This window comes from Agromyces sp. NDB4Y10 (assembly GCF_001620055.1).
Classification (GTDB): Bacteria; Actinomycetota; Actinomycetes; order Actinomycetales; family Microbacteriaceae; genus Agromyces; species Agromyces indicus.
Genome location: NZ_LQGY01000002.1, coordinates 34,409 through 59,829 on the forward strand (window position 1 = coordinate 34,409; position 25,421 = coordinate 59,829).

A 25,421-nucleotide genomic window follows, 5' to 3' on the forward strand; every position below is an offset into this window, starting at 1 on the left:
AGTGACTCCGGCGGTCGTCCGATCAGCGCCCCGACGCGGCCCGGAGCCGCTGGCGCAGCTCGTCGAGCGCGCGATGGTACGCCGGAGTGCGCGAGTACCAGCGGTGCGTGTCGACGACGCCGACGTAGCCGCTGAGGTCGATCTCCTCCGTGTACCGGTCGCGGTCGTTCCCGACCGACCCAACCGAGCGCGCGGGGAAGCCGAGGTAGTCCGTCAATCGCCACAGGCTCAGCCAGGCCGACGCCGGGAACCCGCCCGGAACCGTCGAGGCCGTCGAACCGAGGTCGGCGCGTGCCCAGGGGTCCCTGGCCCACGGGCTCGGGCGCCCGCAGGGCACCGCGCCGATCACCCCCGGACCGAGCACCTCGGGGAAGAACCGACCGAAGAAGGGCCGCAGCTGCACGCCGAAGGTGAGCAGGGCGATGCGGTCGCGGTACGACGCCCACGCCGGATCGTTTCGCAGCGCGTAGAGCGCGGCGACGGCCACGACCGCGCCCATGCTGTGGGCGGCGAGGATCACCGAGCGCGGCTCGGGCGTCCCGTCGTGGTCGACGGGCGGCAGGTCGAGCCACCAGCGCACGCGACGCGCGACCTCGGGGACGGCTCGCTCGGCGTAGCAGGGCGCGCCGAAGGGGTGTCCGGCGCGGGGGAGGAAGCACGCGAGGTCCCACACGAGCGCGAGCGGGCGCGACGATCGGCGCCCGCCGAGGACCAGTCCGGCCGTCACGGCGAGGCCGATCACGACCCAGACGATGAGCGAGGCGTCGATCCACCGCGCGAACGCCGCCGCGACGGCCGCGGCGGTCCCCGACGGGAGCACGGCACCGAGGAGGCCCGGATACGCGGCCAGCGCGACCGCGAGCACGGTCGCCGCGAAGAAGGCGATCGCGAGGGCGCCGACCATCGGCTCGGCCAGGTGCAGGCGTGCGGCGAGCGCGCGCTTCTGCGCGATCTCGCGGCCCAGCAGCTCCGTGAGCGCCGTGCGGGCCGACGCGTCATCCGTCGCCGACGCCGCGTGCGGTGCCCGGGCGCCCACGTCGCGCGGGCGGATCATCATGGCGCCCACGACCACCGCGGCCACCACGATCGCCAGGAGCGTCAGGCCGAGGAACGGCGCGAAGAACGGGCCGATCGTCATCTCCCCGGGCAGGCAGTCCTCGCCCGAGCAGTCCGGGTAGGGCTGGTCGAGCCGGTTCGCGGCGGCGGGGCCGTTCAACCAGTCGCCCGCGAGGACGTTGAGCAGCGAGCCGAGCAGGAGCTCGATGGCGAGTCCGAGCGTGAGGAACACCGCGGCCCCGCGGCCACGCCAGGCCCGCCGCTCGCGCTCGCGGGCCGGCAGCGCCCACACGACGACGATGAGCAGCAGCGCCGCGGCGACGACGACGAGCAGGATCCGGTCCGACGCCTGTCCCATGATGCGAGGCTCGAGACGGATGTCGCCGTGGAACCCGAGCACGACCGCCGGGGCCGCGTAGAGCACGGAGGCCGCGGCGAGCAGCGCACCGGAAATCCGGCGATCGGCGCGCGTGAGCTCGTACGGCGTGGAGTCCGTCGTGGCGACGAGCGCCGCGCACACGACCACCACGAGGATGGACGCGCCGGCGAGGAACGGGGTGACGCCGGTGGTGTCGCTCGCGAACGCGAAGCTCGTCACGAGCGCGACGGTGGCGATGCCCGCCGCGAGGTGCAGCGTCGCGAGTCGGTCGGTCTCGGTGCGGGTGAGCCAGAAGCGGGGTTCGGCCAGCAGCGGGCGCTCGCCGTCGTCGGTCCCCGCGCCGCCGAGGATCCGGCCCGCGACGTTGTACCGGAGGATCGACAGCCTCGCGACGAGGAAGACGGCGACGAGGGCGAGGACTGGCAGGAGCGAGAACAGGGCGACGCGTCGCTCGTCCTTCCACGCGGCGAACGTCGCGCCGGCGTCGCCGAGGGGCGCGCACACGGTCTGTCCGCCCCGGAAGCACTGCAGCGCGAACAGGTCGATCGCCACCGAGGCGAGGGAGAGCGCGAGCACGAGCGTCAGCGTCAGGCACGCGGTGCGCACGACGGCCGCGCCGAGTCGGATGCGACGGCCGGCGGCCGGCGACGGCAGCTGCCATGCCCAGATCGCGGCGTTCGCGATGCTGAAGGGCAGCAGCAGCGTCCAGGCGGCGCGGGCGAGCACGGCGAGCACGATCCCGCCGAGACCCGACTCCGGCGGCGCGGTCCGCACCATGCCGCCCCACGAGTACGTCTCCCGGTGGATCCCGTGCGGCACGCGCCCGCGCGGCGGTTCGTCGGGATCGACGACACCGCGGGACGTCTCGCCGTGCACCCGGTCGATCCGGCCGCGGTCGACGGCGTCGGGCGTCGGATGCCAGAAGCTGCCGAGGTCGTCGCCGAACGCGAGTTCGACGTCGCCGGGCGGCAGGTCGAGCATCTCGTGCGGCGGCGTGTTGTTGACCCCGTGGATGCGGAGCTCGAGCACGGGTTCCGATTGCGATGTCGACATCGTGCGTACCGCCTCTCTGCGGCGTGCGGGCGTCAGCCCCCGACGCGCGACATGCTAGTCCCGCGATGGCCGCCGGGCGTCAGGGATCGCCCGGAGCCGGCGCCGCAGCCGCCGCAGACGATGACGCCGGCCGCGGCAGGCGCGCGATGAGGCCCATCGCGTCGTACGGCGCACGCACCTTGATGTCGTTGTCGAAGTACAGGTAGGCGTCGCGCCCGGCCTCGAGGTGCGCGCGGGTCCACTCCGCCCAGCGGTCGAGCGACGGATCGTCGTAGCCGGAGGCGTACAGCTCCTCCTCGCCGTGGAGGCGCGCGTACGCGAAGTCCGCGGTGGTGCGGTCGAGCCGCGGGTACTTGCCGGCCGTGTCGGCGGTCACCGACGCCACGCCGTGACGTGTGAGCAGGGCCGACCACTCGTCGGCGGCCTCCTCGAACGACGGATGCCGCACCTCGACGGCGTACCGGATGGGGGTCTCGCCCGTGGCTCCGGCCGCGGCCGCCGGAAACGAGGCCCGACCCGACATGCGGTCGTCGTGGCGGGCGGCGAGCGCCGCGGCATCCGCTCGGGTTCGCGGCAGTCGGGCGAGGAACGCGTCGAGCAGGCCCTCGTCGTAGCGGAGCGTCGGCGGCAGCTGCCAGAGCACGGGACCGAGCTTGGCCCCGAGATCGAGCACGCCCGACGCGAAGAAGTTCGCCAGCGGCGCGTCGACGTCGCCGAGGCGCTTGACGTGCGTGATGAAGCGCGGACCCTTCACGGCGAAGACGAAGCCGTCGGGCGTGCCGTCGCGCCAGCGCAACCAGCTCGCCGGTCGCTGCAGGGAGTAGAAGGAGCCGTTGAGCTCGATCGAGGTCATGCGCTCGGCCGCGTAGGCGAGTTCGTCGGCCTGCCGGAGGCCCTTGGGGTAGAACACGCCACGCCACGGCCGGTACCGCCAGCCGGAGATGCCGATGCGCGCCTCGACCATGTCCACGCGCCTAGGCGACCGCGCCGCCGAGCAGCGCGCCGATCGCCCACGTCACCGCGAGCGCCAGGGCGCCCCCGACGACCACGCGCGCGACGGCGCGGCCGCGCGGCGCGCCGCCGATCCACGCGGACAGCCAGCCCGTGATGGCGAGCGCCGTGAGCACGGCCGCGAACGTGGTGACGACCCGCCACTCGGGCGGCGGGAGGAGGATGGCGACCATCGGCAGGATCGCGCCGGCGAGGAACGAGGCGGCCGACGCCCACGCGGCGTGCCACGGGTTCACCACGTCGGCCTCGGCGATGTGCAGCTCCGCCTCGAGGTGGGCGCCGAGCGCGTCGTGCGCGGTGAGCTCCTCGGCGACGCGCGCCGCCGTCGCCTCCGACAGGCCCTTGCCACGGTAGATCTCGGCCAGCTCGGCCAGCTCCTGGTCGGGCATCGTGGCGAGTTCCGCGCGCTCCTTGGCGATGAGCGCGCGCTCGGTGTCGCGCTGGCTCGACACCGACACGTACTCGCCGAGGCCCATCGAGATCGCGCCCGCGGCGACGGATGCCACGCCCGCGACGAGGATCGCGCCGAGGTCGGTGGTGGCCGCGGCGACGCCGACCACGAGTGCGGCGACCGAGACGATGCCGTCGTTCGCCCCGAGCACGGCGGCGCGGAGCCAGTTCAGCTTCTCGTGCACCTTGCCGTCGTGCGGATCGGTGCGGTGCAGGGGTTCGGCAGCGGCATCCGTCATGGGGGCAGTCTCGCAGCGCCGAGGGGCGGATGCCACCGGCCGGAGGTCCCGTGACGCGGGGCGCCCGACGTGCGAGGATCGGCCGGTTCGGGCGCGCCGCGGGGGAGGGGTACCATGGTCGCGGCCCGTTTATCTCGACATCGAGGTATCTCGATGTCGAGAGGTCACCCGGGCCCCCTCACCCACCATCCCTACGCGCGAACCGCGGAACGATTGGAAGCAGAGCGTGGATCTTTACGAGTACCAGGCCAGAGACCTCTTCGAGAAGTACGGAGTGCCGGTGCTCCCGGGCATCGTCGCCGACACGCCCGAAGAGGTGCGCGCGGCGGCCGAGAAGCTGGGCGGCGTCGTGGTCGTCAAGGCGCAGGTGAAGACCGGCGGCCGCGGCAAGGCCGGCGGCGTGAAGGTCGCGAAGAACGCCGACGAGGCGGAGGAGGCCGCGAAGGCGATCCTCGGGCTCGACATCAAGGGCCACGTCGTCAAGCGCGTCATGGTCGCCGCGGGCGCGAAGATCGCCCAGGAGTTCTACTTCTCGGTGCTGCTCGACCGCGCCAACCGCTCGTACCTCTCGCTGACCAGCGTCGAGGGCGGCATGGAGATCGAGCAGCTCGCCGTCGAGAAGCCCGAGGCGCTCGCGCGCGTCGACGTCGACCCGATCGCGGGCATCACCCCCGAGAAGGCGCGCGAGATCGCGACCGCCGCGAACTTCCCCGCCGAGCTCGTCGACCAGGTCGCCGACGTCTTCGTCAAGCTCTACGAGGTGTACGAGAAGGAGGACGCGACCCTCGTCGAGGTGAACCCGCTCATCCTCGACGAGGACGGCAAGGTCATCGCGCTCGACGGCAAGGTCACGCTCGACGAGAACGCCGAGTTCCGTCACGCCGGCCACGCGCTCCTGGAGGACAAGGCCGCGACCGACCCGCTCGAGGCGAAGGCCAAGGAGCTCGACCTCAACTACGTCAAGCTCGACGGCGAGGTCGGCATCATCGGCAACGGCGCGGGCCTCGTCATGTCGACGCTCGACGTCGTCGCCTACGCCGGCGAGAACCACGGCGGCGTGAAGCCCGCCAACTTCCTCGACATCGGCGGCGGCGCGTCTGCCGAGGTCATGGCCAACGGCCTGTCGATCATCCTCGGCGACCCGCAGGTGAAGGCCGTGTTCGTCAACGTCTTCGGCGGCATCACCGCCTGCGACCAGGTCGCCAAGGGCATCGTCGGCGCGCTCGCCGAGCTCGGCTCGACCGCGAACAAGCCGCTCGTCGTGCGACTCGACGGCAACAACGTCGCCGAGGGCCGCCGCATCCTCGAGGAGGCGGCGCACCCGCTCGTCACCCTCGCCGAGAACATGGACCAGGGCGCCGACAAGGCCGCCGAGCTGGCGAACGCCGCGTAGTAAGGATTCGAGAGCAATGACCATCTTTCTGAACAAGGACTCCAAGGTCATCGTCCAGGGCATCACCGGCGGCGAGGGCTCGAAGCACACCGCGCGCATGCTCGCCGCGGGCACCCAGGTCGTCGGCGGCGTCAACGCCCGCAAGGCCGGCACGACGGTGCTGCACAAGGACGCCGACGGCAACCCCGTCGAGCTGCCCGTCTTCGCGACCGTGCAGGAGGCGATCGAGCAGACCGGCGCCGACGTGTCGATCGCGTTCGTGCCGCCCGCCTACACGAAGGACGCCGTCGTCGAGGCCATCGACGCCGAGATCCCGCTCCTCGTCATCATCACCGAGGGCGTCCCGGTGCAGGACTCGGCCGAGTTCTGGGCCTACGCCAAGCAGAAGGGCGAGAAGACCCGCATCATCGGGCCGAACTGCCCGGGCATCATCAGCCCCGGTGAGTCGCTCGTCGGCATCACCCCGGCGAACATCACGGGCAAGGGCCCGATCGGCCTCGTCTCGAAGTCGGGCACGCTGACCTACCAGATGATGTACGAGCTGCGCGACCTCGGCTTCTCGACCGCGATCGGCATCGGCGGCGACCCCATCATCGGCACCACGCACATCGACGCGCTCGCCGCGTTCGAGGCCGACCCCGAGACCAAGGCGATCGTCATGATCGGCGAGATCGGCGGCGATGCCGAGGAGCGGGCTGCCGACTTCATCAAGGCCAACGTCACGAAGCCGGTCGTCGGCTACGTCGCGGGCTTCACCGCGCCCGAGGGCAAGACCATGGGCCACGCGGGCGCGATCGTGTCCGGCTCGGCCGGCACGGCGCAGGCGAAGAAGGAGGCCCTCGAGGCTGCCGGCGTGAAGGTCGGCAAGACGCCGTCCGAGACCGCGCGCCTGCTGCGCGAGGTGTACGAGGCGCTGAACGCGTAGCGAGCGGATGCCGCGGCCGGGCGGGATCGCCCGGCTCGCGCACCCCACCTGACGGCCCCGTCGGCGATGCCGGCGGGGCCGTCGGCGTGGCAGCATGGTGCCATGACCGAGCCCCGCGGCGCCGTGCACCTCCTGCGGGCGAGCTTCGTCACCGAGGAGTCGGTGTACGGCGTCCTCCTCGTGTCGGGCATGATCGTCGTCGCGGGGGGCCATCGCGACAGCTCGTGGACGACGTTCGTCACCGTCGTCGTCACCGTGCTGGTCTTCTGGGCGGCGCACGTGTACGCCGGGACGGTCGCGCACCACGGCATGGACGACCACCGCATGGTCGGGCTGCGCGAGGCGTTCCGCATCTCGTTCCGACGCTCGCTGGGGCTGCTCGTCTCGGCGCTGATCCCGTCGGTGATCCTGCTGCTGGGGGCGACGCGGGCCGTTCCTGATGCGGTCGCGCTGTGGGCGGCGCTGTGGGCGGGCGTGGTCGTGCTCGCGGTGCTCGGCTTCGTCGCGTTCCGCCGCCGCGGCGCCAGTCCGCTCATGCAGGTGGCCGGGTCGCTCGCCACGGCCGGGTTCGGGCTGGCGATGATGCTGCTGAAGGCGTTCGTGCACTGAGCGCCGGCGCGGCATCCGAATCACGGGACCATCGTCCCCTCGCGCACGGGACCGGCCGGTAGCGTCGGCGCCAGGGGACGCATGACGGGAGCACGCGATGAGCGACGCGACGGCCGCTGACGACGACCTGAGGGCGCAGATCGCCCGCCTCGAGGCTGAGAACGCACGGCTGAGGGCGGCGGCGCCGACGGATGCCGCGCCGCCGGGCGGCGCACCGCCGGTCCGTCCCAGGCGTCGACGGGGGCGCACCGTCGCCGCGGTCGCACTCGTCCTCCTCGGGCTGCTGCTGGCGCCCGTCGCGGTGGTCAGCGCGTGGGCGAGGCTGCAACTGGTCGACACCGACCGCTTCGTCGCCACGTTCGCGCCGCTCGGCGAGGACCCCGCCGTGCAGGCCTTCATCGGCGATCAGGTGGTCGACGCGATCGAGGAGCAGGTCGACATCCCGCAGCTCACCGCCGACGTGTTCGACGGCATCCGGTCGCTCGACCTGCCGCCGCGCGCCGAGGAGGCGCTCGGCCTGCTCGAGGGTCCGGCCGCCCAGGGCCTCAGCTCGCTGCTCCGGCAGACCGTCGACCGGGTGGTGACCTCCGAGGCGTTCGAGGACGTCTGGACGGCCGCCCTGCGCGGCAGCCACCGGCAGTTCATCGCGGCGCTGCAGGGCGATCCGGATGCCGCGCTCGCGATCGGCGACGACGGCAGCCTGTCGGTGCAGCTCGGTCCCATCATCGAGGAGGTGAAGTCGCGGCTGGCGGACCGCGGCGTCGACTTCGCCTCGGCGATCCCCGTCATCGAGCGGAGCGTCGTGGTGGCGAAGGTGGACTCGCTCGTGCTCGTCCAGACCGTGTACGCGCTGGCCGTCGCGGTCGGCACGTGGCTGCCGGTGCTGGCGCTGGTGCTCCTCGCCGCGGGCGTCCTCGTCGCCAAGCGGCGCAGCGCCGCCCTCGTCTGGACCGCGGCGGGCCTGGCCGTCGCGATGCTGCTCACCCTCGCGGGCTTCGGCACGGGACGGCTGTTCTTCGTCGCGACCGTGAGTCCGTCGATCATGCCCGCCGGTGCCGCCGAGGCGATCTACGGCGGGCTCACGGAGCTCATGGTCTCGACGCTCGTCGCGCTCGCCGTGCTGGCCATCGCGATCGCGCTCATCGCGTGGTTGTCGGGCCCGTGGCGCCCGGCCCGGACGGCGCGCGGCATGGCCGACGACGCGTTCGGCGCCGTGCGGCGGGCCGGCGAACGGCGCGGGGTCACGACGGGACGGTTCGGGGTCGCGCTGCACCGGTATCGCGTGGGGGCCTACGTCGTGATCGCGGTGGTGGCCTCGCTCGTCCTGCTGTTCAACCGCCCGATCCAGGTGTCGACCGTGGTGTGGACGGTCGTGCTCGCCCTGCTGGCCGTCGCGCTCGTCGAGCTGCTGCGCCGACCGCCGGCGGGGGAGGCGGACGACGCCGTCGCCGAGGCCGCGAGCACCGGCGATCCGGACGGCGAGGCGATCGCCGAGACCGACGCCGACGCCCGGGTGGCCCTGGGTCGCATCGATTCCGCACGTCCTGCGGGCTGATCCCGTCGCAGCGCATTAAGGTCGAGTGCGATGAGACGCACGACGATCGCCCTGCTGGCCGCCCTCGAGGCGTCGGTGTCGACGCTCATCGGGTACGGCGTTGCCCTCGTGCCGCTCATGCTCCTCTGGGCGATCGCGTTCGAGCTCGCCGCGCCCATCGACGTGTTCTTCCGCGTCGCCGGCGACCTGTGGCTGCTCGGGCACGGCGTCGACGTCACGGTCCGGCTCGATGCGGTGACCGCCGCGACCGTCGGGCTGCCCGGCGCCGACGAGGCGTTCACCGTGACGCTGCCGCTACTCGGGTTCGCGGTGCTCACGTTCGCCTTCGCGCTCCGCATCGGTCGGCGGGCGACGCAGGGCGGCAACCCCGTCGTGGGTGCCGCCGCGGCCGTCGTGACCGTCGGGATCCTCGGCGGGGTGATGGGTGCGCTCGCCGCCACCGAGGCCGCGGTGCCGTCCCCCTGGCAGTCGGCGGTGCTGCCGGCCCTCGTCATGGCGGCCGGGACGCTCGTCGGCATCGCCCGCGCGTTCGCCCGCCTCGGGTGGGCGACGGATGCCACGACCAGCGTCGTCCGCGGCTGGGTGGACCGGTTGCCGCGGGTCGCGGTCGACGGCGTGCGCACCGCCGTCCGGGTCGGGGTCGGCGCGGCGTTCGGCGTCATCGCGGTCGCCGCGCTCCTGGTGGTCGTCCGGATCGTGCTCGACCACGCCACCATCGTCGGGCTCTACCAGACGCTCGGCGCGGGCGTCGACGGCGATGCGACGATCACCATGGTCCAGCTCGCCCTCGTGCCGAACCTCGTGATGTGGGCCGCGGCCTGGATCCTCGGCCCCGGCTTCGCGCTCGGCGCCGGCACCACCGTGTCGCCCGCCGTCACGCTCATCGGTCCGGTCCCCGGCCTGCCCCTGCTCGGGGCGCTGCCGCCCGAGGGCGCCCCGCTCGGGGTGCTGTGGCTCGCGCTGCCCGTGCTGCTCGGGTTCGCGGGCGCGATCGCCGTCGCAGCATCCGTCCCGGTGCACGAGGAGGCGCCCTGGTGGACGACCCTCGTCGTCGGGCTCGGTTCGGGCGTGGTCGCGGGGGCGCTGCTCGGGGTGTTCGCGGCGTGGTCCGGTGGGGCCGCCGGTCCGGGCCGGCTCGCCGAGGTCGGACCGGACGCGCTGCTCGTGGCCGCGTCGGCGGCGGCGAGCGTGGGCGTCGGGGCGCTCGCAGGGGTGTTCGCTGCGCGGGCACGCGCCCGGAACGCGATGGTCGACGCCCCGCGCGAGCCGTGGGTCGAGGACCCGTCGCCCGTCGGGTAGGTGCACGGGCGCCGGCGCGGCGGTCACGTGGCCGAGGGCGGCGTCCGCCGACCGGTACCCTCGTAGGGTGCTGAAGCTCGTCGTGCTGATCTCGGGCACGGGATCGAACCTCCGCGCGCTGCTCGAGGCGTCGGAGGACGCCGAGTTCCCCGCTCGCGTCGTCGCCATCGGCGCCGACCGCGACTGCGAGGGGCTGGGGCTGGGCGAGGAGTTCGGGATCCCGGCCTTCACCGTGCCGTTCACCGCCTACGACTCCCGTGACGAGTGGGGCGAGGCCCTCATCGAGCAGGTGCGGCGCTGGCAGCCCGATCTGGTCATCCTCTCCGGGCTCATGCGGCTCGTGCCGCCCGCCGTGGTCGACGCGTTCAGCCCGCACCTCATCAACACGCATCCCGCCTACCTGCCCGAGTTCCCCGGGGCGCACGGCGTGCGCGACGCGCTCGCCGCGGGCGTGACCGAGACCGGTGCGAGCCTCATCGTGGTCGACAACTCCGTCGACGGCGGGCCGATCATCGCGCAGGAGCGCGTGCCCGTGCTGCCGGGCGACACCGAGACCACCCTCCACGACCGCATCAAGCCCGTCGAGCGCCGCCTGCTGATCCAGACCGTGCTCGACATCGCCAACTCGCACCTCGACCTGAAGGAGCTCGCCCGATGAGCGGAGCCAGCATCGACCCGAGCCTGTACCGCGAACGCGACCTCGTCCCGGTGCGGCGTGCGCTCATCGCCGTGAGCGACAAGGCGGGCCTCGTCGACCTCGCCGCGGCGCTCGTCGAGGCGGGCGTCGAGATCGTCTCCACCGGCGGCACGTCGAAGGCCATCGCCGACGCGGGCCTGCCGGTCACGCAGGTGGCCGAGGTCACCGGCTACCCGGAGCACCTCGACGGGCGCGTCCGCACGCTGCACCCGGGCGTCCACTCGGGCCTGCTCGCCGACCTCCGACTCGAGAGCCACGAGCGCGAACTCGCCGAACTGGCCATCAAGCCGTTCGAGCTCGTCGTCGTGAACCTCTACCCGTTCGTCGAGACGGTCGCGTCGGGAGCCGAGCCCGACGCCGTGGTCGAGCAGATCGACATCGGCGGCCCGGCCATGGTGCGCGCGTCGGCGAAGAACCACGCCAACGTCGCCGTCGTGGTCTCGCCCGATCGCTACGACGAGGTCCTCTCGGCCGTCCGCGCCGGCGGCACCACCCTCGCCCAGCGGCGCGACCTGGCGCGCGAGGCGTTCCGCCATACCGCGAGTTACGACATCGCCGTCGCGTCGTGGATGGGCAGCGTCGTCGCACCCGACCAGGCGGTCGACGAGTCGCCGTTCCCGGCCTGGGTGGGCGCGGCCTGGACCAAGGACGCCGACCTCCGGTACGGCGAGAACTCCCACCAGAAGGCGGCGCGCTACTCCGCGGTCGGCGGCCGGCCGGGCATCGCCCAGGCCGTGCAGCACCACGGCAAGGAGATGTCGTACAACAACTACGTCGACGCGGATGCCGCGGTGCGGGCCGCGTACGACTTCGAGGCGCCCGCCGTGGCGATCATCAAGCACGCCAACCCGTGCGGCATCGCCGTCGCGTCATCCGAGGCAGCCGACGCCATCGCCGATGCGCATCGCCGCGCGCACGAGTGCGACCCGGTCTCGGCGTTCGGCGGCGTCATCGCCGCGAACCGCCCGGTGACGCGCGAGATGGCCGAGACGGTGGCGGGGATCTTCACCGAGGTGCTCGTCGCGCCCGGCTTCGAGCCCGCGGCGCTCGACGTGCTCACGCAGAAGAAGAACCTCCGGCTGCTCGAGCTGCCCGCCGGCTTCGAACCGCCCGCGGTCGAGATCCGTCAGGTGTCGGGCGGCCTGCTGCTGCAGCAGGCCGACCGGGCCTTCGCGGATGCCGGCGACTGGACCCTCGTCGCCGGCGAGCCCGCCGACGAGGCCACGCTCGCCGACCTCGCCTTCGCGTGGCGCGCGTGCCGCGCCGTGAAGTCCAACGCGATCCTGCTCGCCTCCGGCGGCGCCTCGGTGGGCGTCGGCATGGGGCAGGTCAACCGCGTCGACTCGTGCAAGCTCGCGGTCGAGCGGGCGGGGGAGCGCGCGGCCGGCTCCGTCGCGGCATCCGACGCCTTCTTCCCGTTCGCCGACGGGCTGCAGATCCTCCTCGACGCCGGCGTGAAGGCCGTCGTCCAGCCCGGCGGATCGGTGCGCGACGAGGAGGTCGTCGCCGCCGCGACGGCCGCCGGCGTGACCATGTACTTCACCGGCGAACGGCACTTCTTCCACTGACGTCCCGCCGCGTCAAGGGTGCCCGGAGCGGCATCCGCTCGGGAGTACCCTTGGGGTGAAGGGCGCCCACGAAGCGCCCGCACCGCCGCGCCCACAAGGCGATGAACAAGGAGAACGATCGATGACGATCACGCACGACCCGGCACCCTCCGCAGAGGTCCACGCCGCACTTCCCCTCGACGCACCCGACCACGAGCGCGTGCTCATCACGCGCGGTCCGCGCTCGGGCCTCACCATCATCGTCGCGGTGCACTCGACCGCCCTCGGCCAGGCCCTCGGCGGCGCCCGCGTCTGGCACTACGAGCACTGGACCGACGCGCTCGCCGACGCCCTCCGCCTCTCGCAGGCGATGACCCTCAAGAACGCCGCCGCAGGCCTCGCCCGTGGCGGCGGCAAGTCCGTCGTGTGCATCCCCGCCGGAGTCACGCTCGACGAGGCCCGTCGCCACGACGCCATGCTCGACCTCGGCGACGCCGTCGAGTCGCTCGGCGGCGCCTACATGACCGCCGAGGACGTCGGCACGAGCGCCGAGCTCATGGCCGTCGTCCACGAGCGCACGGAGCACGTGTGCGGCCTGCCGGCCGAGCAGGGCGGCGTCGGCGAGCCCGCCGACGCCACGGCCGCGGGCGTCCACGCCGGCATCCTCGCGACCCTCGACCACGTGTTCGGATCCCGCGAGGTCGCGGGGCGCCACTTCGTCGTCGCCGGCCTCGGCCAGGTCGGCGGCCGGCTGGCTCGCGCGCTGGCCGCGGGCGGCGCACGGCTCACGGTGACGGATGTCGCGGAGTCCAAGCGCGCGCTCGCGGAGGAGCTCGGGGCCGACTGGGTGGCGCCGGGCGAGGCGCATCGCGTCGAGGCCGACGTGTTCGTGCCGTGCGGACTCGGCGGCGTGCTCACCGGCCGGGTCGTCGAGGAGCTGCGGGTGCGCGCCGTCGTCGGCGCCGCGAACAACCAGCTCGCCGAGCGCGACGTCGCCCGCAGCCTTCGGGCCCGGGGGATCGCATGGGCGCCCGACTTCGTCGTGAACGCCGGCGGCGTCGTCTACCTCGACCTCGCGTCCACGCCGGGCATCGGCCAGGACGAGCTCGACCAGCGCATCGCCGGCATCGGCGACGTCGTCGCCGCCGTCCTCCGCGACGCGGACGCGGCGGGCATCACGACGCTCGAGGCCGCGGAGCGCATCGCCGCGGCACGCCTGGCCGCCGCGCGCTGAGCCGGACCCCGCCTGCCGGGGCGTCGTCGTGCGACGGCGCCCCGGCATCCGGGTCCCCCCGCCACCGATAGGCTGGCGCCATGACGACGCCCCCCGCGATCCGCCTCCCCGCCGTCCCGGACCGTTCCCCGTCGCAGACGTCGGTGGCGCGCCGGAGCATCGCGGCGATCGCGTCCGCGGCGGCCGTGGCGGTCGTGGCGTTCGTCTCCGGCGTGCTCGCGACCTCGCTCGCGCAGGGGCAGAACCCCGCCGTGTTCGGGCAGGCCTTCGGATACTTCTCGCTCGCCGCGGTCGTGCTCTGGGCGCTCCTGTGCGTCGCGAACGCCGCGGGTGCGCTGCGCGCGTGGTTCCTCGCCGCGCTCGCGGGGCTCACGTCGGCGGTGCTGGCCGCGCTCCTGGCCGCGAGCACGAACGTCCTCTCGCGCGGCATCGAGGTGACCGGGCAGGTCTTCTCGGTCCTCCTCGGCTCGCTCGCGGGCATCAACCTCGTCTTCATCGTCGCGGCGGTGCTCGCCGAGATCTTCCTCGCGCCTCGCGTCGAGCGGGCGGTCCTGCACCACCGGCCCCGGCGCCAGCAGCGCCGCGTGGCCCTCGTGCGCATCCCCGCCTCGAACCTCGGCGAGGGCGAGTTGACGCACCTCGAGCGGCGAGCGGTCGACACCGCGAAGGCCGACGAGCAGTGGGACGACTACTGCGCGGCGCTCGTCGCGGAGGGCTGGGACACCGTCGAGGTCGACGCGGCCCCCGACCTGCCCGACTCGGTCTTCATCGAGGACACCGTCGTGTTCTTCGGCGACCTCGCGGTCCTGGCGAACCCGGGCGCCGACTCGCGCAAGCCCGAGGTCGAGGCGGTCGAGCGCGCCGTCCGCGCGATCCCGGGCATCTCGATCGCCCGCATCACCGCGCCCGGCACGCTCGACGGCGGCGACGTCCTCAAGGTCGGCGGCACGGTCTACGTCGGCGCGTCGAGCCGCACCAACGCGGAGGGCATCCGGCAGCTGCGCGGCATCCTCGCGGCACGTGGGTACACCGTCGTCGCGGTGCCGATGACGAAGGCGCTGCACCTGAAGAGCGGTGCGACCGCGTTGCCCGACGGCACGGTGATCGGGCACCCCGACCTCCTCGAGACGACCTCGCTGTTCCCGCGGTTCCTCGCGGTGCCCGAGCCGGAGGGCGTCGCGGTCGTGCTGCTCTCCGACGAGACGCTGCTCATGTCGGCGTCCGCGCCGCGCACGGCCGAGCTGCTGTCGAACCTCGGCTACCGCGTCGTGACGGTCGACATCAGCGAGTTCGAGAAGCTCGAGGGCTGCGTCACGTGCCTGTCGGTCCGGGTGCGCTGACCACGCCGCCGGTCCGTTCGGAGGTCGCGAACTCGCTCTTGCGCGCCGACGGCGGATGCCCATAGCCTGAAGGGCTGGCCGTGCGGGGAACCATCCGCCGGCCATGGGGTTCGTTGACCACGACGCAGGAGGACGACATGCAGATCACCGACACTCTCGCCCGCACGGTCGCGGCGTTCGGTCCTGCCGTCCCGGTGTCCGCCCCGACCCAGGCCGGCTAGCTCCGACCGGGTCCACGTGCCGGCGAGTCGCCGGCTGCCCACGACCGCGGGAACGATTCCCGCCGTTCGCGCGCCCACGCGCGCGCCTCCACGTCTCCATTCGACGAGGTCCTCGCTGAGCGACCCGTCGCGCTTTCCCGGAAGGATCCGGCGTGACCGCCACCCATCCCCAGCTCCACCCTCCGCATGACCGGCGCCCCGGCACCGTGCGCGCGCTCCTGCGCCTCCGTGCCTACGCCCGCCCCGCCATCCCGTGGATCCTCGCGGGCATGGGCGCGTCGCTGACCGCCCAGCTCGTCGCCCTGTCGATCCCGCAGGTACTGCAGGCGATCGTCGACGGGCCGCTCAGCGACGGCGACGCGGCATCCGTCGTGCCCCTGGCGCTGCTCGTGCTCGGGCTCGGCGTGCTCGAGGCGCTGCTCGTCGCGCTTCGGCGGTGGTTCGTCCTGAAGCCCGGCACGCGCGTCGAGGCGTCGATGCGCAACACGCTGTACGCGAAGCTGCAGGACCTTCCCGTGAGCTTCCACGACCGCTGGCCGAGCGGGCAGCTGCTCTCGCGCGCGGTGAGCGACCTGAACCTCATCCGCCGTTGGATGTCGTTCGGCCTCGTGCTGCTCACGGTGAACCTCATCGTGATCCTCGTCGGCATCGGCATCCTCGTGTCGATGAACTGGATGCTCGGGCTCGCGTTCCTCGTCGCGTCGCTGCCGCTCTGGGTCGTCGGCTACCGCTTCGAGGGCCGCTACTCGGAGGTCTCGCGGCGCAGCCAGGACCAGCAGGGCGACCTCGCGACCGCCGTCGAGGAGTCGGTGCACGGCATCCGGGTGCTGAAGGCGTTCGGCCGCGGCAAGCACGCACTCACGACGTTCCGCGCGCAGGCCGAGACGCTGCGCTCGACCGAGCTCGAGAAGGGGCGCCTCGAAGCGGCCATCTGGTTCTGGCTCATCGTGATCCCCGCGATCGCCCTCGCGGGCTGCCTCGTGCTCGGCGTGTGGCTCGCCGCGCAGGGCACGCTCACGGTGGGCGAGCTCGTCGCGTTCTTCGCCACCGCGGGCGTGCTCGCGTGGCCGATCGAGTCGATCGGGTTCCTGCTCGCGTTCACGCTCGACGCGCGCGCGGCGACCGACCGCTACTTCGACATCATCGACAGCCGGAACGACATCGTCGACCCCGAGCGTCCCGTGTCGATCGAGCGGCCGCGCGGCGAGCTCGCGTTCCGCGACGTGCACTTCCGCTACCAGGACTCGCCCGAGCGGTTCGGCGACCTGCTCGACGGCGTCGACCTCGTGGTGCGACCCGGGGAGACCATGGCGCTCGTCGGCCTGACCGGCTCGGGCAAGACCACGATGACCGCGCTCGCGACCCGCCTGTACGACGTCACCGCCGGCGCGGTCGAGCTCGACGGCGTCGACGTGCGCGCGCTCAGCCGCGAGGAACTGCGCCGCCACATCGCGATGGCCTTCGAGGACGCCACGCTGTTCTCGGCGTCGGTGCGCGACAACGTGCTGCTCGGCCGGCCCGAGCTCACGGGCGACGCGGCAGCCGACCCCGCCGTCGCCGCCGAGGCCGAGCGCGTGCTCGAGGAGGCGCTGCGCATCGCGCAGGCCGGCTTCGCCCACGGCCTGCCGGACGGGCTCGACACGAAGGTCGGCGAGGAGGGCATGAGCCTCTCGGGCGGTCAGCGACAGCGCCTCGCGCTCGCTCGCGCCATCGCGGCGAACCCCGCCGTGCTCGTGCTCGACGACCCGCTGTCGGCGCTCGACGTCGCGACCGAGGCCAAGGTGGAGGCCGAGCTGCGCCGCGTGCTGGCCGACACCACCGCGCTCATCGTGGCGCACCGGCCGTCGACCGTGATGCTCGCCGACCGCGTCGCCCTCCTCGAGGACGGGCGCATCACGGCGGTCGGCACGCACTCCGAGCTGCTCGCCACGAGCGAGCACTACCGCTTCGTCATCTCGAGCCTCGAGGACGAGGAGCGGGGCCGCCAGGCCGAGTCGACCGACCGCATCGAGGACGCGGCCGACGAACTGGACGAACGAGAGGAGGTGGCGCGATGACCGTCACCGGTGTCGCCGGCGAGGAACGCCACGACTTCACCAAGGCCGAGTCGAAGCAGATCCGGCAGCGGTCGCTGCGCCTGCTGCGCTCGCTGCTGCACCCCGTGCGGGGAACGCTGTGGCTCACCATGGCGGTCGTGCTCGTCTCGACCCTCGCCCAGGTCGCCGGACCCGCCCTCATCGCGTACGGCATCGACCGCGGCCTGCCCGCCCTCGTCGAGGGCGAGTGGATGCCGGTGGCCTTCGCCGGGTTCGCGTACCTGTTCACGGGCGTCGTCGGCGCGTTCCTCATCGCCTGGTACATCCGCCTCGCGGCGCGCATCAGCCAAGCGGTGCTCATCGACCTGCGCACGCGCATCTTCCTGCACACGCAGAAGCTGTCGCTCGAGTTCCACGAGTCGTACACGTCCGGGCGCATCATCTCCCGGCAGACGAGCGACCTCGACGCGATTCGCGAGCTCCTCGACGAGGGCGTGAACGCGCTCGTGCGCGGCACGCTGTACATGGGGTTCACGGGTATCGCGCTGGTGCTGCTCGATCCCGTGTCGGGCCTCGTGCTCGCCGGGTCGATCCTGCCGCTCGCGCTGCTCACGCGGTGGTTCCAGCAGCGGTCGCAGCGGCTGTTCCGCCGGTCGCGGACGGCGTCGGCGAACCTCATCGTGCAGTTCGTCGAGACCATGACGGGCATCCGCGCGGTGCAGGCGTTCCGCACCGAGCGCCGCAACCGGAAGGAGTTCGGCCGGCTGGTCGAGGACTACCGCGACGTCAACGCGCGCGTCATCCAGCTGTTCGGCATCTACGACCCCGGGCTGATCCTGATCGGCAACGTCACGGTCGCCGTCGTGCTGCTCGTGGGCGGCCTCCGGGTCATCGACGGACAGCTCGAGATCGGCGTCCTGCTCGCGGCGCTGCTGTACACGCGCCGGTTCTTCGACCCGCTCGAGGACATGGCGATGTTCTACAACGGCTACCAGTCCGCGGCATCCGCGCTCGAGAAGATCTCGGGCGTGCTCGAGGAGGACCCGAGCGTGCCCGACCCGCGCGACCCGGTCGACCTGTGGAAGGCCGACGGTCGCGTGCGGTTCGAGGGCGTCGAGTTCGCGTACACCCCCGAGCGGATGGTGCTGCCGAGGTTCGACCTCGACGTCCCCGCCGGGCAGACCATCGCGCTGGTGGGTTCCACGGGTGCCGGCAAGTCGACGCTCGCGAAGCTCATCGCCCGGTTCTACGACCCGAGCGACGGCGTGGTGGAGCTCGACGGCGTCGACCTCCGGCGACTGCACCCGAAGGACCTGCGCCGCGCGATCGTGATGGTCACGCAGGAGGCGTACCTGTTCTCCGGTTCGGTGGCCGACAACATCCGGCTGGGCAAGCCGGATGCCACGCCGGAGGAGATCATCGCCGCGGCGAAGGCGGTCGGCGCGCACGAGTTCATCGAGGGCCTGCCGAACGGGTACGACACCGACGTGAACAAGCGCGGCGGGCGCGTCTCGGCGGGCCAGCGCCAGCTCATCTCGTTCGCGCGCGCGTTCCTCGCCGACCCGGCGGTGCTGATCCTCGACGAGGCGACCTCGTCGCTCGACATCCCGTCGGAGCGCGCCGTGCAGGAGGGCCTGCAGACCCTGCTCGCCGACCGCACCGCGGTGATCATCGCGCACCGCCTGTCGACCGTCGCGATCGCCGATCGCGTGCTCGTCATGGAGCACGGCCGGATCGTCGAGGACGGCGCGCCGGCCGAGCTCATCGGCGGGTCGGGTCGCTTCGCGAAGCTGCACGCCGCCTGGCGCGACTCGCTCGTGTGACGGTGACGGATGCCGCGGGCCCCGGCTCGCGGCATCCGCTCGTCACCCCTCGGGGAGGACCACGACCGGGGTCGGGGCGATGCCGTTGAAGCCGGTCGCGGTGGCCCACGTGTAGGCGCCCATCATGGGGGAGACCAGGAGGTCGCCGTCGGCGAGGGGCGGCAGCGGCAGCCGGCGTGCGATCACGTCGACGCTGTCGCAGGTGGGACCGGCGAGCGTGACGGGCACCCGCCGGCGCGCGGGGCGGCGGGCGGCGAGGGCATCGGCGGCGCCGACCGGCCGGTCCGGCTCCACGCCGAGCTCCGCGGCGGCGAACACGAGCGCGTGCACGTCCTCGGCGGGGATGTTCGAGTACGCGCCGTACAGTCCCTCGTCGAGGTAGTGCCAGCGTCCGTCGGCGCGGTCGCTCGTGCCGATGACCCGTGTGACGAGCGTCATGGCGGGCGCGGCGATGAAGCGGCCCGGCTCGACGACGACCCGCACGTGCGGCGGCACGGCCGCGAGCGCCGAGCGGATGCCGCGGGCCAGCTCGCCGAGCGACGGGACGGGCTCGTCGTACGCGACGGGGAAGCCGCCGCCGAGGTCGAGCAGCTCGAACCGGATGCCGTGCCGTGCCTCCAGCGTGCGCATGAGCCGCAGGGTGGCGTCGATCGCCCGGCGCCACGGCTCCGCCGACGTGGTCTGGCTGCCGACGTGGAACGTGAACCCGCGGACGCGCAGTCGTGCGGCGAGGCATCGCTCCACGAGCGCGGCGGCGTGCTCGGGCGCCACGCCGAACTTCGACGACAGGTCGGACTTGGCGCCGGGGTTCGGGAACGACAGTCGCACGAGGACGCCGACGTCGCAGCACGGGAGCCCGGCGAACTTGCCGATCTCCGACGGGCTGTCGACGACGAACGTGCGGATGCCGCGGAGGTACGCGCCCGTGATGTCGGCCACCGTCTTCACGGGGTGCGTGTGGAGGCAGGCCCCGATGGGGACGCCGTGACGTTCGAGCAGGTCGACCTCGCCGCGCGAGGCGACCTCGAACGAGGCGCCGGACGCGTGCACCGCGTCGATGACGGCCGGATGCGGCAGCGACTTCGTCGCGAAGTGGATGCCGGTGCGGGGCAGCTCGCGGCGGAGCTCGTCGACCTGCGCGGCGACGCGGGCCGGGTCGAGCACGAAGAGCGGCGAGCCGTGGGTGCGGACGAGGTCGTCGAGCCCGACGCGGCGAGCGTAGGCGGCCAGGTCGCGGCGGACGAGCTCCCGGTGCGAGGGGCGCCCGCGCGGCGGGCGGGCATCGGTGCGTCCGTGGCGGCGGTGGGAGCGCTCGGCGGGATCGCCCGTCACGCGAGGAGTCGGGCCCGTGCGGGTGAGCAGGCTCATCGGGTCACCGCCTCGAGTTCGGCCGCGGCGGACCCGGCGGTGCGCGTGCGGCGGGTGGCCGCGGCATCCGCTCGACCGTCGGGGAGGATGACCCGGCGGCCGAGTTCGAACGACGCGATGGCGATGACGTAGAAGACGGCGTCGGCGGCGAGCTTGCCCACGAGCCACGACGTCGGGCTCGGGCCGAGCCAGGACGCGGCGGCGATGAGCAGCGCCGGACGGGTGATGAACGTGTCGAGCACCTCGGCGGGGCCGAACTCGGCCAGCATGCCGCGGAGCGTCAGTGCGATGGCGAACCCGGCGCGGCGGCCGCGGCCGTCCAGGCGCGTGACGCGCGCCGAGGCGAGGTGGCCGCGGATGCCGCGGACGACGACGAGCGCGTAGTAGCCGACGGTCTCTGCGACGGTGCCGGCCACCGCAGCGACGACGATCGAGCCGCTCGCCTCGTACGCCGCCCACGAGCCCGCCACCGCGGCGATCGTGCCGAGCACCTCGAGCGGCAGGTAGCGCGCGACCCACTGCGCGACGCGACCGCGGTGCGTTCGAGGGAGGCGAGCGGGATCCGACATGCCCCGAGCCTCCCAACGGCGCCGGTGCGACGGATCCGGATCCGCCCCTCGGATGCGTCGGGGGGACCCCTGAGATCGCCGGCCGCGCCGGGGCGGCTAGGTGAGCGACGCCCGCTGGACCCGGTCCTCGACGGGCGGCGTCTCGCGGACGAGCTCCGGCATCCACCACACGACCCCCGCCCAGGCGAGGACGAACACGCCCGCGGCGATCGTGTCGGCGAGCAGTTCGACGCCGCCGCCGGTCGCGTACTCGCTGGCGAGCCAGGACGCCAGCGCCGCCACCGCGACGGCGACCACGGTCACCGACGCCCAGTTGACGCCTCGGGTCGCCGCGATCTCCCTCCGGTTCCGGCCGATCCGGAGCCAGCCCACCGTCAGCGTGAGCGTCGCGGCGATCGCGGCGACGCTCAGGACGAGCAGGTTCCAGCGCTCGTCGGGCGCGAGCCATTCCGGGAGTGCGTCGGCGAGGTCGAGCACGTACTGGGTGAGGGGCAGCACCCCGCCGAGCAGCCCGAACACGACGACCATCGCGATCGTCCGGCGGTCACGTCCCGGGATCGCGCTGCGGCGCGCCGAACCCGCGAGACGCCGGGCGACGGCGCCGAGCACCGCCGTGACGCCGACGCAGAGGACGATGAGGAGGAGGTTGCCCTGCAGCAGCGCGATCACGAGCGGGACCACGCTCGCGGTGGCGACCCCCGCCATCACGAGCGCCCGGCGGCGCGCCATGACGCGCGCCGTCTCGGCCTCGTCGCCGAGCGGACCGCCGAGCGCCACGGCGATCGCACGCCATCGGCGCTGCACTGCCGTCACCGCGGCCCAGATCGAGGCCACGGCGACCACGGCGACGGCCGCGACGACGATCACCCAGCCGACCGAGGGGGGCGTGATCTCCGACCACGTCAGCGGCCACGCGGCGGCCGCCACGAACCCGGCGAGCAGGGCCAGGCGCGGCGGATCGACGACCGCCGGCACGGCGACGAGGAGCGGCCGCAGCAGCGTCAGCACGGCCTGGGCCAGGACGCGCCCGGCCGTGCTCGCCGGCTGCACGAGCACGCGCACGAGCAGGCGCACGGTGCGCGACGCGATGGCGAAGCGGTACGCCGGCGCGAGGTTCAGGACGGTGTCGGTGCCCGCGCGGAAACGGGTGCGCCGGGCCCGGGCGTCGTCGCCCGGCGAGCCGGCGTCGGGCGACACCGGCTCGAGCGGTGACAGCCTCGTGGGCTCGGCGACCGCCCCGGCAGCGGACGTGGCGACCGCCCCGGCGACGGGGGCGACGTCGGCGTCCGACGCGTCCGGCTCGCGCCGTTCCTCGCGGTCGGCCTCGTCGGCCTGGGCGAGCACGGCGTCCTGCAGCAGTCGCACCGCGGCATCCGTTCGCACCGTCTCGGGCTTCAGCGACGCGAAGAACCGCGCGATGCCGGCCGACGCGTCGAGGCGCCCCCACCACCAGTCGTTGACCCGCCACTCGCGCGCGAGGAACCCGAAGAAGTTGCCGAACCCGTACCCGGCGAGCTTGGTCTGCCGGTCGACGACGGGATGCTCGGCCGCCGCTCGGACCTCGGCCGCGACCTGCGCGACGGGACGGCCCGCGGCGCGCACGCCCCGGCCGAGGATGCCGACCCGCCGCTCGGCGACGAGCGTCGCGAAGCCGCCCGGATCGGCCGGCTCCTCGTCGACCCCGATCGCCCAGTAGCGCACGTGCGACAGCGCGGCCGGGATGCCGGCGGAGTGGTAGAGCGGCGGCAGGTCCACGGCCGACAGGGTCGTCGACGCGAGCGGACGCCACGCCGACGCGACCCATGCCGGCGAGAGCGTGCGCTTGCCTGCCCGCGCCTCCGCCTCGACGCTGAGGCTCGCGATCCGCAGGAGCGCCACGGCGGTGTCGAGCTCCTCCCACTGCGCGGCGGTCTCGGCCACCCGGCCGGACGCGAGCCAGACGTCGATCCACCGGTCGATCTCGGCGGCGTCGGGCGTGGTCCCGCGCACCGCCGTCCGCTCCGTCGCCTCGAGGACCCGCGCGGTGCGCACGTCGCGCAGGCGGATGGCCTCGGTCAGGGCCGTGTACGCCTTCGTGCGCACGGCTGCCAGCTGGAGCGCCTGGCGCCCGCCCTCCCGCTCCGGCATGGTCTCGAGCGCGCGCGCCCACCCGAGCACGCAGTTGGCGGCGTCGGCCAGGGCGAGGGGCGACTTGGCGACCTTGGCCGTGTCGGCGACGCCGAGCGTCGAGAACCGGCGCCGCAGTGCGGGGCCGAGCGCGGCGAGCCGCCCGCGCGGGATGGGTCGGTACCGGCGACGGGTGGGCAGCGACGACCCCAGCTGCCACAGGCTCGGCGTCGAGATCGTCGTCGACAGGTGGTCGGCCAGGTCGGCGCCGAGCGCCTGCACGTACGCCGCCTGGCGCTCCCGCACGGCGGTCGGGGTCCACTCGGCCGATGCGATGAGCGGGGCGGCCCCGTCGAGCCGGGCGGCGGCGACGAGCCGTTCGGCGTTGAACCGCTCGAGTTCGGCGACCTCCCGCGCGACCGATTCGCTCCGCATCTGCTTGGTGAACATGGCGCGCAGCGCGCGGAAGAACCGCGAGGCGTCGGCGTCCCATTCGGTGGCGCCGCCGACAGGCGGGTCGGGCTCGGGATCGAGGAACACCATCACCCGGTCGGCGCGCCGCTCGGACGCGCGCGACCGCGCGGAGCGCAGGGCGCGCTCGATCGGCACGTTGTCGAACACGGCACCGTCGACGATGCGGTACGGCGTGCCCGGCTGGTCGCGGTGCGCCGCGAACGCGAAGCGCATGCCCCGCGCGGTGGCGTCGTCGGGGTCGCCGGCAGCGCCGCCCCACGAGTCGATCTCCGCGGGCTCGAAGCCGCCCGCCAGCGACGACGTCGACCGCGCCGCGAGCGCGAGGCGCGAGAGGCTCGCCTCGTCGTCGTCGAGTTGCGTCTCGTCCACGCCGTCGTGCTTGTCGGGGATGCGGTTGTCGAGGAGGTGCCCGGGGGTGCCCACGAACCGGAAGTGCCCGCGGCCCTCGTTGGCGTCCTCCTCGTACTCGTCGTCCGCGTCGATCAGGGTCGCCGAGAGGTCGACGCTCGTGTACGGGGCGACGAGGTCCGGATGCCGCTCCTCGGAGTGGTAGAAGTCCTTCAGCGTCTTCAGCACCTCCGGCCGGAAGTAGCCTTCGCCCTGCATGAGCGCGACGACGCCGCGCGCGCCCGGCGGATGCAGGAGCTGCCAGAACCCGCCCACCTCGCCCCAGGTGTTGAGGAGCCGGTCGAGTCCCGTGCCGGCCCGCTGCGCCACCGCGTAGACGACCGCGTTGAGCCCGCCGGCGCTCGCGCCGGCGAGCAGGTCGAACTCGACGCGGTCGTACCCCGCGGCGTCGAGCAGTTCGGCGTACGCCTGCAGGCGGGCCAGCACCGGCGGGGTGAGCGGGCGGCCCTTCGCCTCCGGCACGAACGCGATCGTCTCGCCGTCGCGGTCGTAGAGGCGGATGCGACGGAGCAGGTCGAGTTCGGCGACGGCGCCGCCGATCCACACGGCGAGGCTGACGCCGCCGCGCATCGCGAGGGCGACGCGCATGGTCCGGTTGAACGAGGGCACCGCGCCGAGGTGCTCGGTCGTCTTGAGGAGGTCCTCGATCCGCTTGTCGGCGTCCACGACGACGAGCTTCACCGGACGTTCGGACTCGGTGACGGCGGAACGGTTCGGGACCATCGTGCTCCTCGGGTTCGGGCGCGGGGTGGCGCCGGGTTCGCCGGGCGTCGGGGAGGGTACCCGGCGATCCCAGCGTGGCACGAGCGTCACGCGCGCCGCACGTCTCCGGCCGTCCTCCGTGCGACTTGCCCCCAGAACGGGGACCGCGCGGGGCGCCGTCCGCACGCGGTAGCCTCACGATGGGCGGCGCATCGACGTCGACGGCTGTCGCACGCCTTCGAACGGGAGGTGGAATGGAGCAGTCCGGAGCGGATCGAACCCTTCGCGTGGCGATCGCGGATGACGCGTTGCTCCTGCGCGAGGGCATCGCGAAGGTGCTCCAGGGCGGCGGCATCGAGGTGGTCGCCTCCGTCGGCACCGCCGACGAGCTCCTCGCCGTGCTCGACGGCGACGACCTCGACGCGGCGATCCTCGACATCCGCATGCCGCCCACGCACCGCGACGAGGGCATCGTCGCGCTCGAGCGCATCCGCGAACGCGGTGACGACCTGGGCGTGCTGCTGCTGTCGATGTACGCGACGCCCGAGTACGCGCTGCGCGTCATGGGCGCCGGCAGCGGCACGGGGTACCTGCTGAAGGAGCGCGTGTCCGAGCCGCAGACGCTCGTGCGCGCCGTCGAGACCGTCGCGTCGGGCGGCTCCGTCGTCGACCCCGAGGTGGTCGAGCAGCTCGTGCGCCGCACGCGAGCCGACGACCCCCTCGCCCGGCTCACCGAGCGGGAGCGCTCGGTCCTCGAGCTCATGGCCCAGGGCTACTCCAACGGGGGGATCGCCCAGACCCTGTTCCTCGGCCTCAAGACGGTCGAGACCCACGTCCGCAGCATCCTGCAGAAGCTCGATCTCGAGGAGTCGCCGGAGCACCACCGCCGCGTGCTCGCGGTGCTCACGCTCCTCGGCGAACGCTAGG

Annotated in this window: 18 protein-coding genes; 12 read left to right on the forward strand and 6 right to left on the reverse strand. The window is 73.6% G+C overall.

The window, feature by feature from the left end:
- Window positions 1-22: 22 nt before the first annotated feature.
- The 3 genes from AVP42_RS00460 to AVP42_RS00470 form a co-directional block, all read right to left on the reverse strand.
- Complete coding sequence (locus tag AVP42_RS00460) at window positions 23-2,488, reverse strand: hypothetical protein (RefSeq protein WP_157356658.1); 2,466 nt, start codon at window positions 2,486-2,488, stop codon at window positions 23-25.
- Between the two features lie 79 nt (window positions 2,489-2,567).
- Window positions 2,568-3,452 (reverse strand): DUF72 domain-containing protein, encoded by an 885-nt coding sequence (locus AVP42_RS00465; protein WP_067945035.1) that lies wholly within the window; start codon window positions 3,450-3,452, stop codon window positions 2,568-2,570.
- A gap of 10 nt (window positions 3,453-3,462) precedes the next feature.
- Window positions 3,463-4,188: a VIT family protein gene (locus AVP42_RS00470; protein ID WP_067945037.1), complete on the reverse strand. Its 726-nt coding sequence runs from the start codon at window positions 4,186-4,188 to the stop codon at window positions 3,463-3,465.
- Between the two features lie 226 nt (window positions 4,189-4,414).
- Here AVP42_RS00470 and sucC point away from each other — a divergent pair, with 226 nt between their 5' ends.
- From sucC to AVP42_RS00525, 11 genes are all read left to right on the forward strand, one after another.
- Window positions 4,415-5,581, forward strand: coding sequence for an ADP-forming succinate--CoA ligase subunit beta (sucC, locus tag AVP42_RS00475; protein WP_067945039.1), 1,167 nt, complete (start codon window positions 4,415-4,417; stop codon window positions 5,579-5,581).
- Window positions 5,582-5,597: 16 nt separating this feature from the next.
- Window positions 5,598-6,506 carry a succinate--CoA ligase subunit alpha gene (gene sucD, locus AVP42_RS00480; protein ID WP_067945041.1) on the forward strand — a complete coding sequence of 303 codons (909 nt, stop codon included), beginning with the start codon at window positions 5,598-5,600 and terminating at the stop codon, window positions 6,504-6,506.
- A 102-nt stretch (window positions 6,507-6,608) separates the two neighbouring features.
- The gene (locus AVP42_RS00485; protein WP_067945043.1) at window positions 6,609-7,115 is read left to right on the forward strand and encodes a hypothetical protein; all 507 of its coding nucleotides are present in this window, start codon (window positions 6,609-6,611) and stop codon (window positions 7,113-7,115) included.
- Between the two features lie 97 nt (window positions 7,116-7,212).
- Window positions 7,213-8,670: a hypothetical protein gene (locus AVP42_RS00490; protein WP_067945045.1), complete on the forward strand. Its 1,458-nt coding sequence runs from the start codon at window positions 7,213-7,215 to the stop codon at window positions 8,668-8,670.
- A gap of 30 nt (window positions 8,671-8,700) precedes the next feature.
- Entirely contained in the window at window positions 8,701-9,969 is a 1,269-nt protein-coding gene (locus AVP42_RS00495) for a DUF6350 family protein (RefSeq protein ID WP_067945047.1), read from the forward strand.
- Between the two features lie 67 nt (window positions 9,970-10,036).
- Window positions 10,037-10,627, forward strand: a complete 591-nt coding sequence (gene purN / locus AVP42_RS00500) for a phosphoribosylglycinamide formyltransferase (RefSeq protein ID WP_067945049.1) — start codon at window positions 10,037-10,039, stop codon at window positions 10,625-10,627.
- Entirely contained in the window at window positions 10,624-12,234 is a 1,611-nt protein-coding gene (purH, locus tag AVP42_RS00505) for a bifunctional phosphoribosylaminoimidazolecarboxamide formyltransferase/IMP cyclohydrolase (protein WP_067945051.1), read from the forward strand. The genes purN and purH overlap by 4 nt, the downstream gene beginning before the upstream one ends.
- 121 nt (window positions 12,235-12,355) lie before the next feature.
- Entirely contained in the window at window positions 12,356-13,447 is a 1,092-nt protein-coding gene (locus tag AVP42_RS00510; RefSeq protein WP_067945053.1) for a Glu/Leu/Phe/Val dehydrogenase dimerization domain-containing protein, read from the forward strand.
- A gap of 80 nt (window positions 13,448-13,527) precedes the next feature.
- Window positions 13,528-14,787 (forward strand): dimethylargininase, encoded by a 1,260-nt coding sequence (gene ddaH, locus AVP42_RS17015; protein WP_067945055.1) that lies wholly within the window; start codon window positions 13,528-13,530, stop codon window positions 14,785-14,787.
- 373 nt (window positions 14,788-15,160) lie between these two features.
- A complete protein-coding gene (locus AVP42_RS00520; protein WP_067945057.1) occupies window positions 15,161-17,065 on the forward strand; it encodes an ABC transporter ATP-binding protein in 1,905 nt (634 codons plus the stop codon).
- Entirely contained in the window at window positions 17,062-18,867 is a 1,806-nt protein-coding gene (locus AVP42_RS00525; protein ID WP_067945059.1) for an ABC transporter ATP-binding protein, read from the forward strand. The genes AVP42_RS00520 and AVP42_RS00525 overlap by 4 nt, the downstream gene beginning before the upstream one ends.
- A 42-nt stretch (window positions 18,868-18,909) precedes the next feature.
- Here AVP42_RS00525 and AVP42_RS00530 read toward each other — a convergent pair whose 3' ends face one another.
- The 3 genes from AVP42_RS00530 to AVP42_RS00540 form a co-directional block, all read right to left on the reverse strand.
- Window positions 18,910-20,235: a type III PLP-dependent enzyme gene (locus tag AVP42_RS00530; RefSeq protein WP_082846869.1), complete on the reverse strand. Its 1,326-nt coding sequence runs from the start codon at window positions 20,233-20,235 to the stop codon at window positions 18,910-18,912.
- Entirely contained in the window at window positions 20,232-20,804 is a 573-nt protein-coding gene (locus AVP42_RS00535) for a hypothetical protein (RefSeq protein WP_067945061.1), read from the reverse strand. Before AVP42_RS00535 ends, AVP42_RS00530 begins: the two co-directional genes overlap by 4 nt.
- A 96-nt stretch (window positions 20,805-20,900) precedes the next feature.
- Window positions 20,901-24,515, reverse strand: coding sequence for a DUF3376 domain-containing protein (locus AVP42_RS00540; RefSeq protein WP_067945063.1), 3,615 nt, complete (start codon window positions 24,513-24,515; stop codon window positions 20,901-20,903).
- A 266-nt stretch (window positions 24,516-24,781) separates the two neighbouring features.
- On the opposite strand from AVP42_RS00540, the gene AVP42_RS00545 reads away from it, so the two are divergent.
- On the forward strand, window positions 24,782-25,420 hold the full coding sequence (locus tag AVP42_RS00545; protein ID WP_231878484.1) for a response regulator transcription factor: 639 nt from the start codon (window positions 24,782-24,784) through the stop codon (window positions 25,418-25,420).
- Window position 25,421 lies beyond the last annotated feature (1 nt).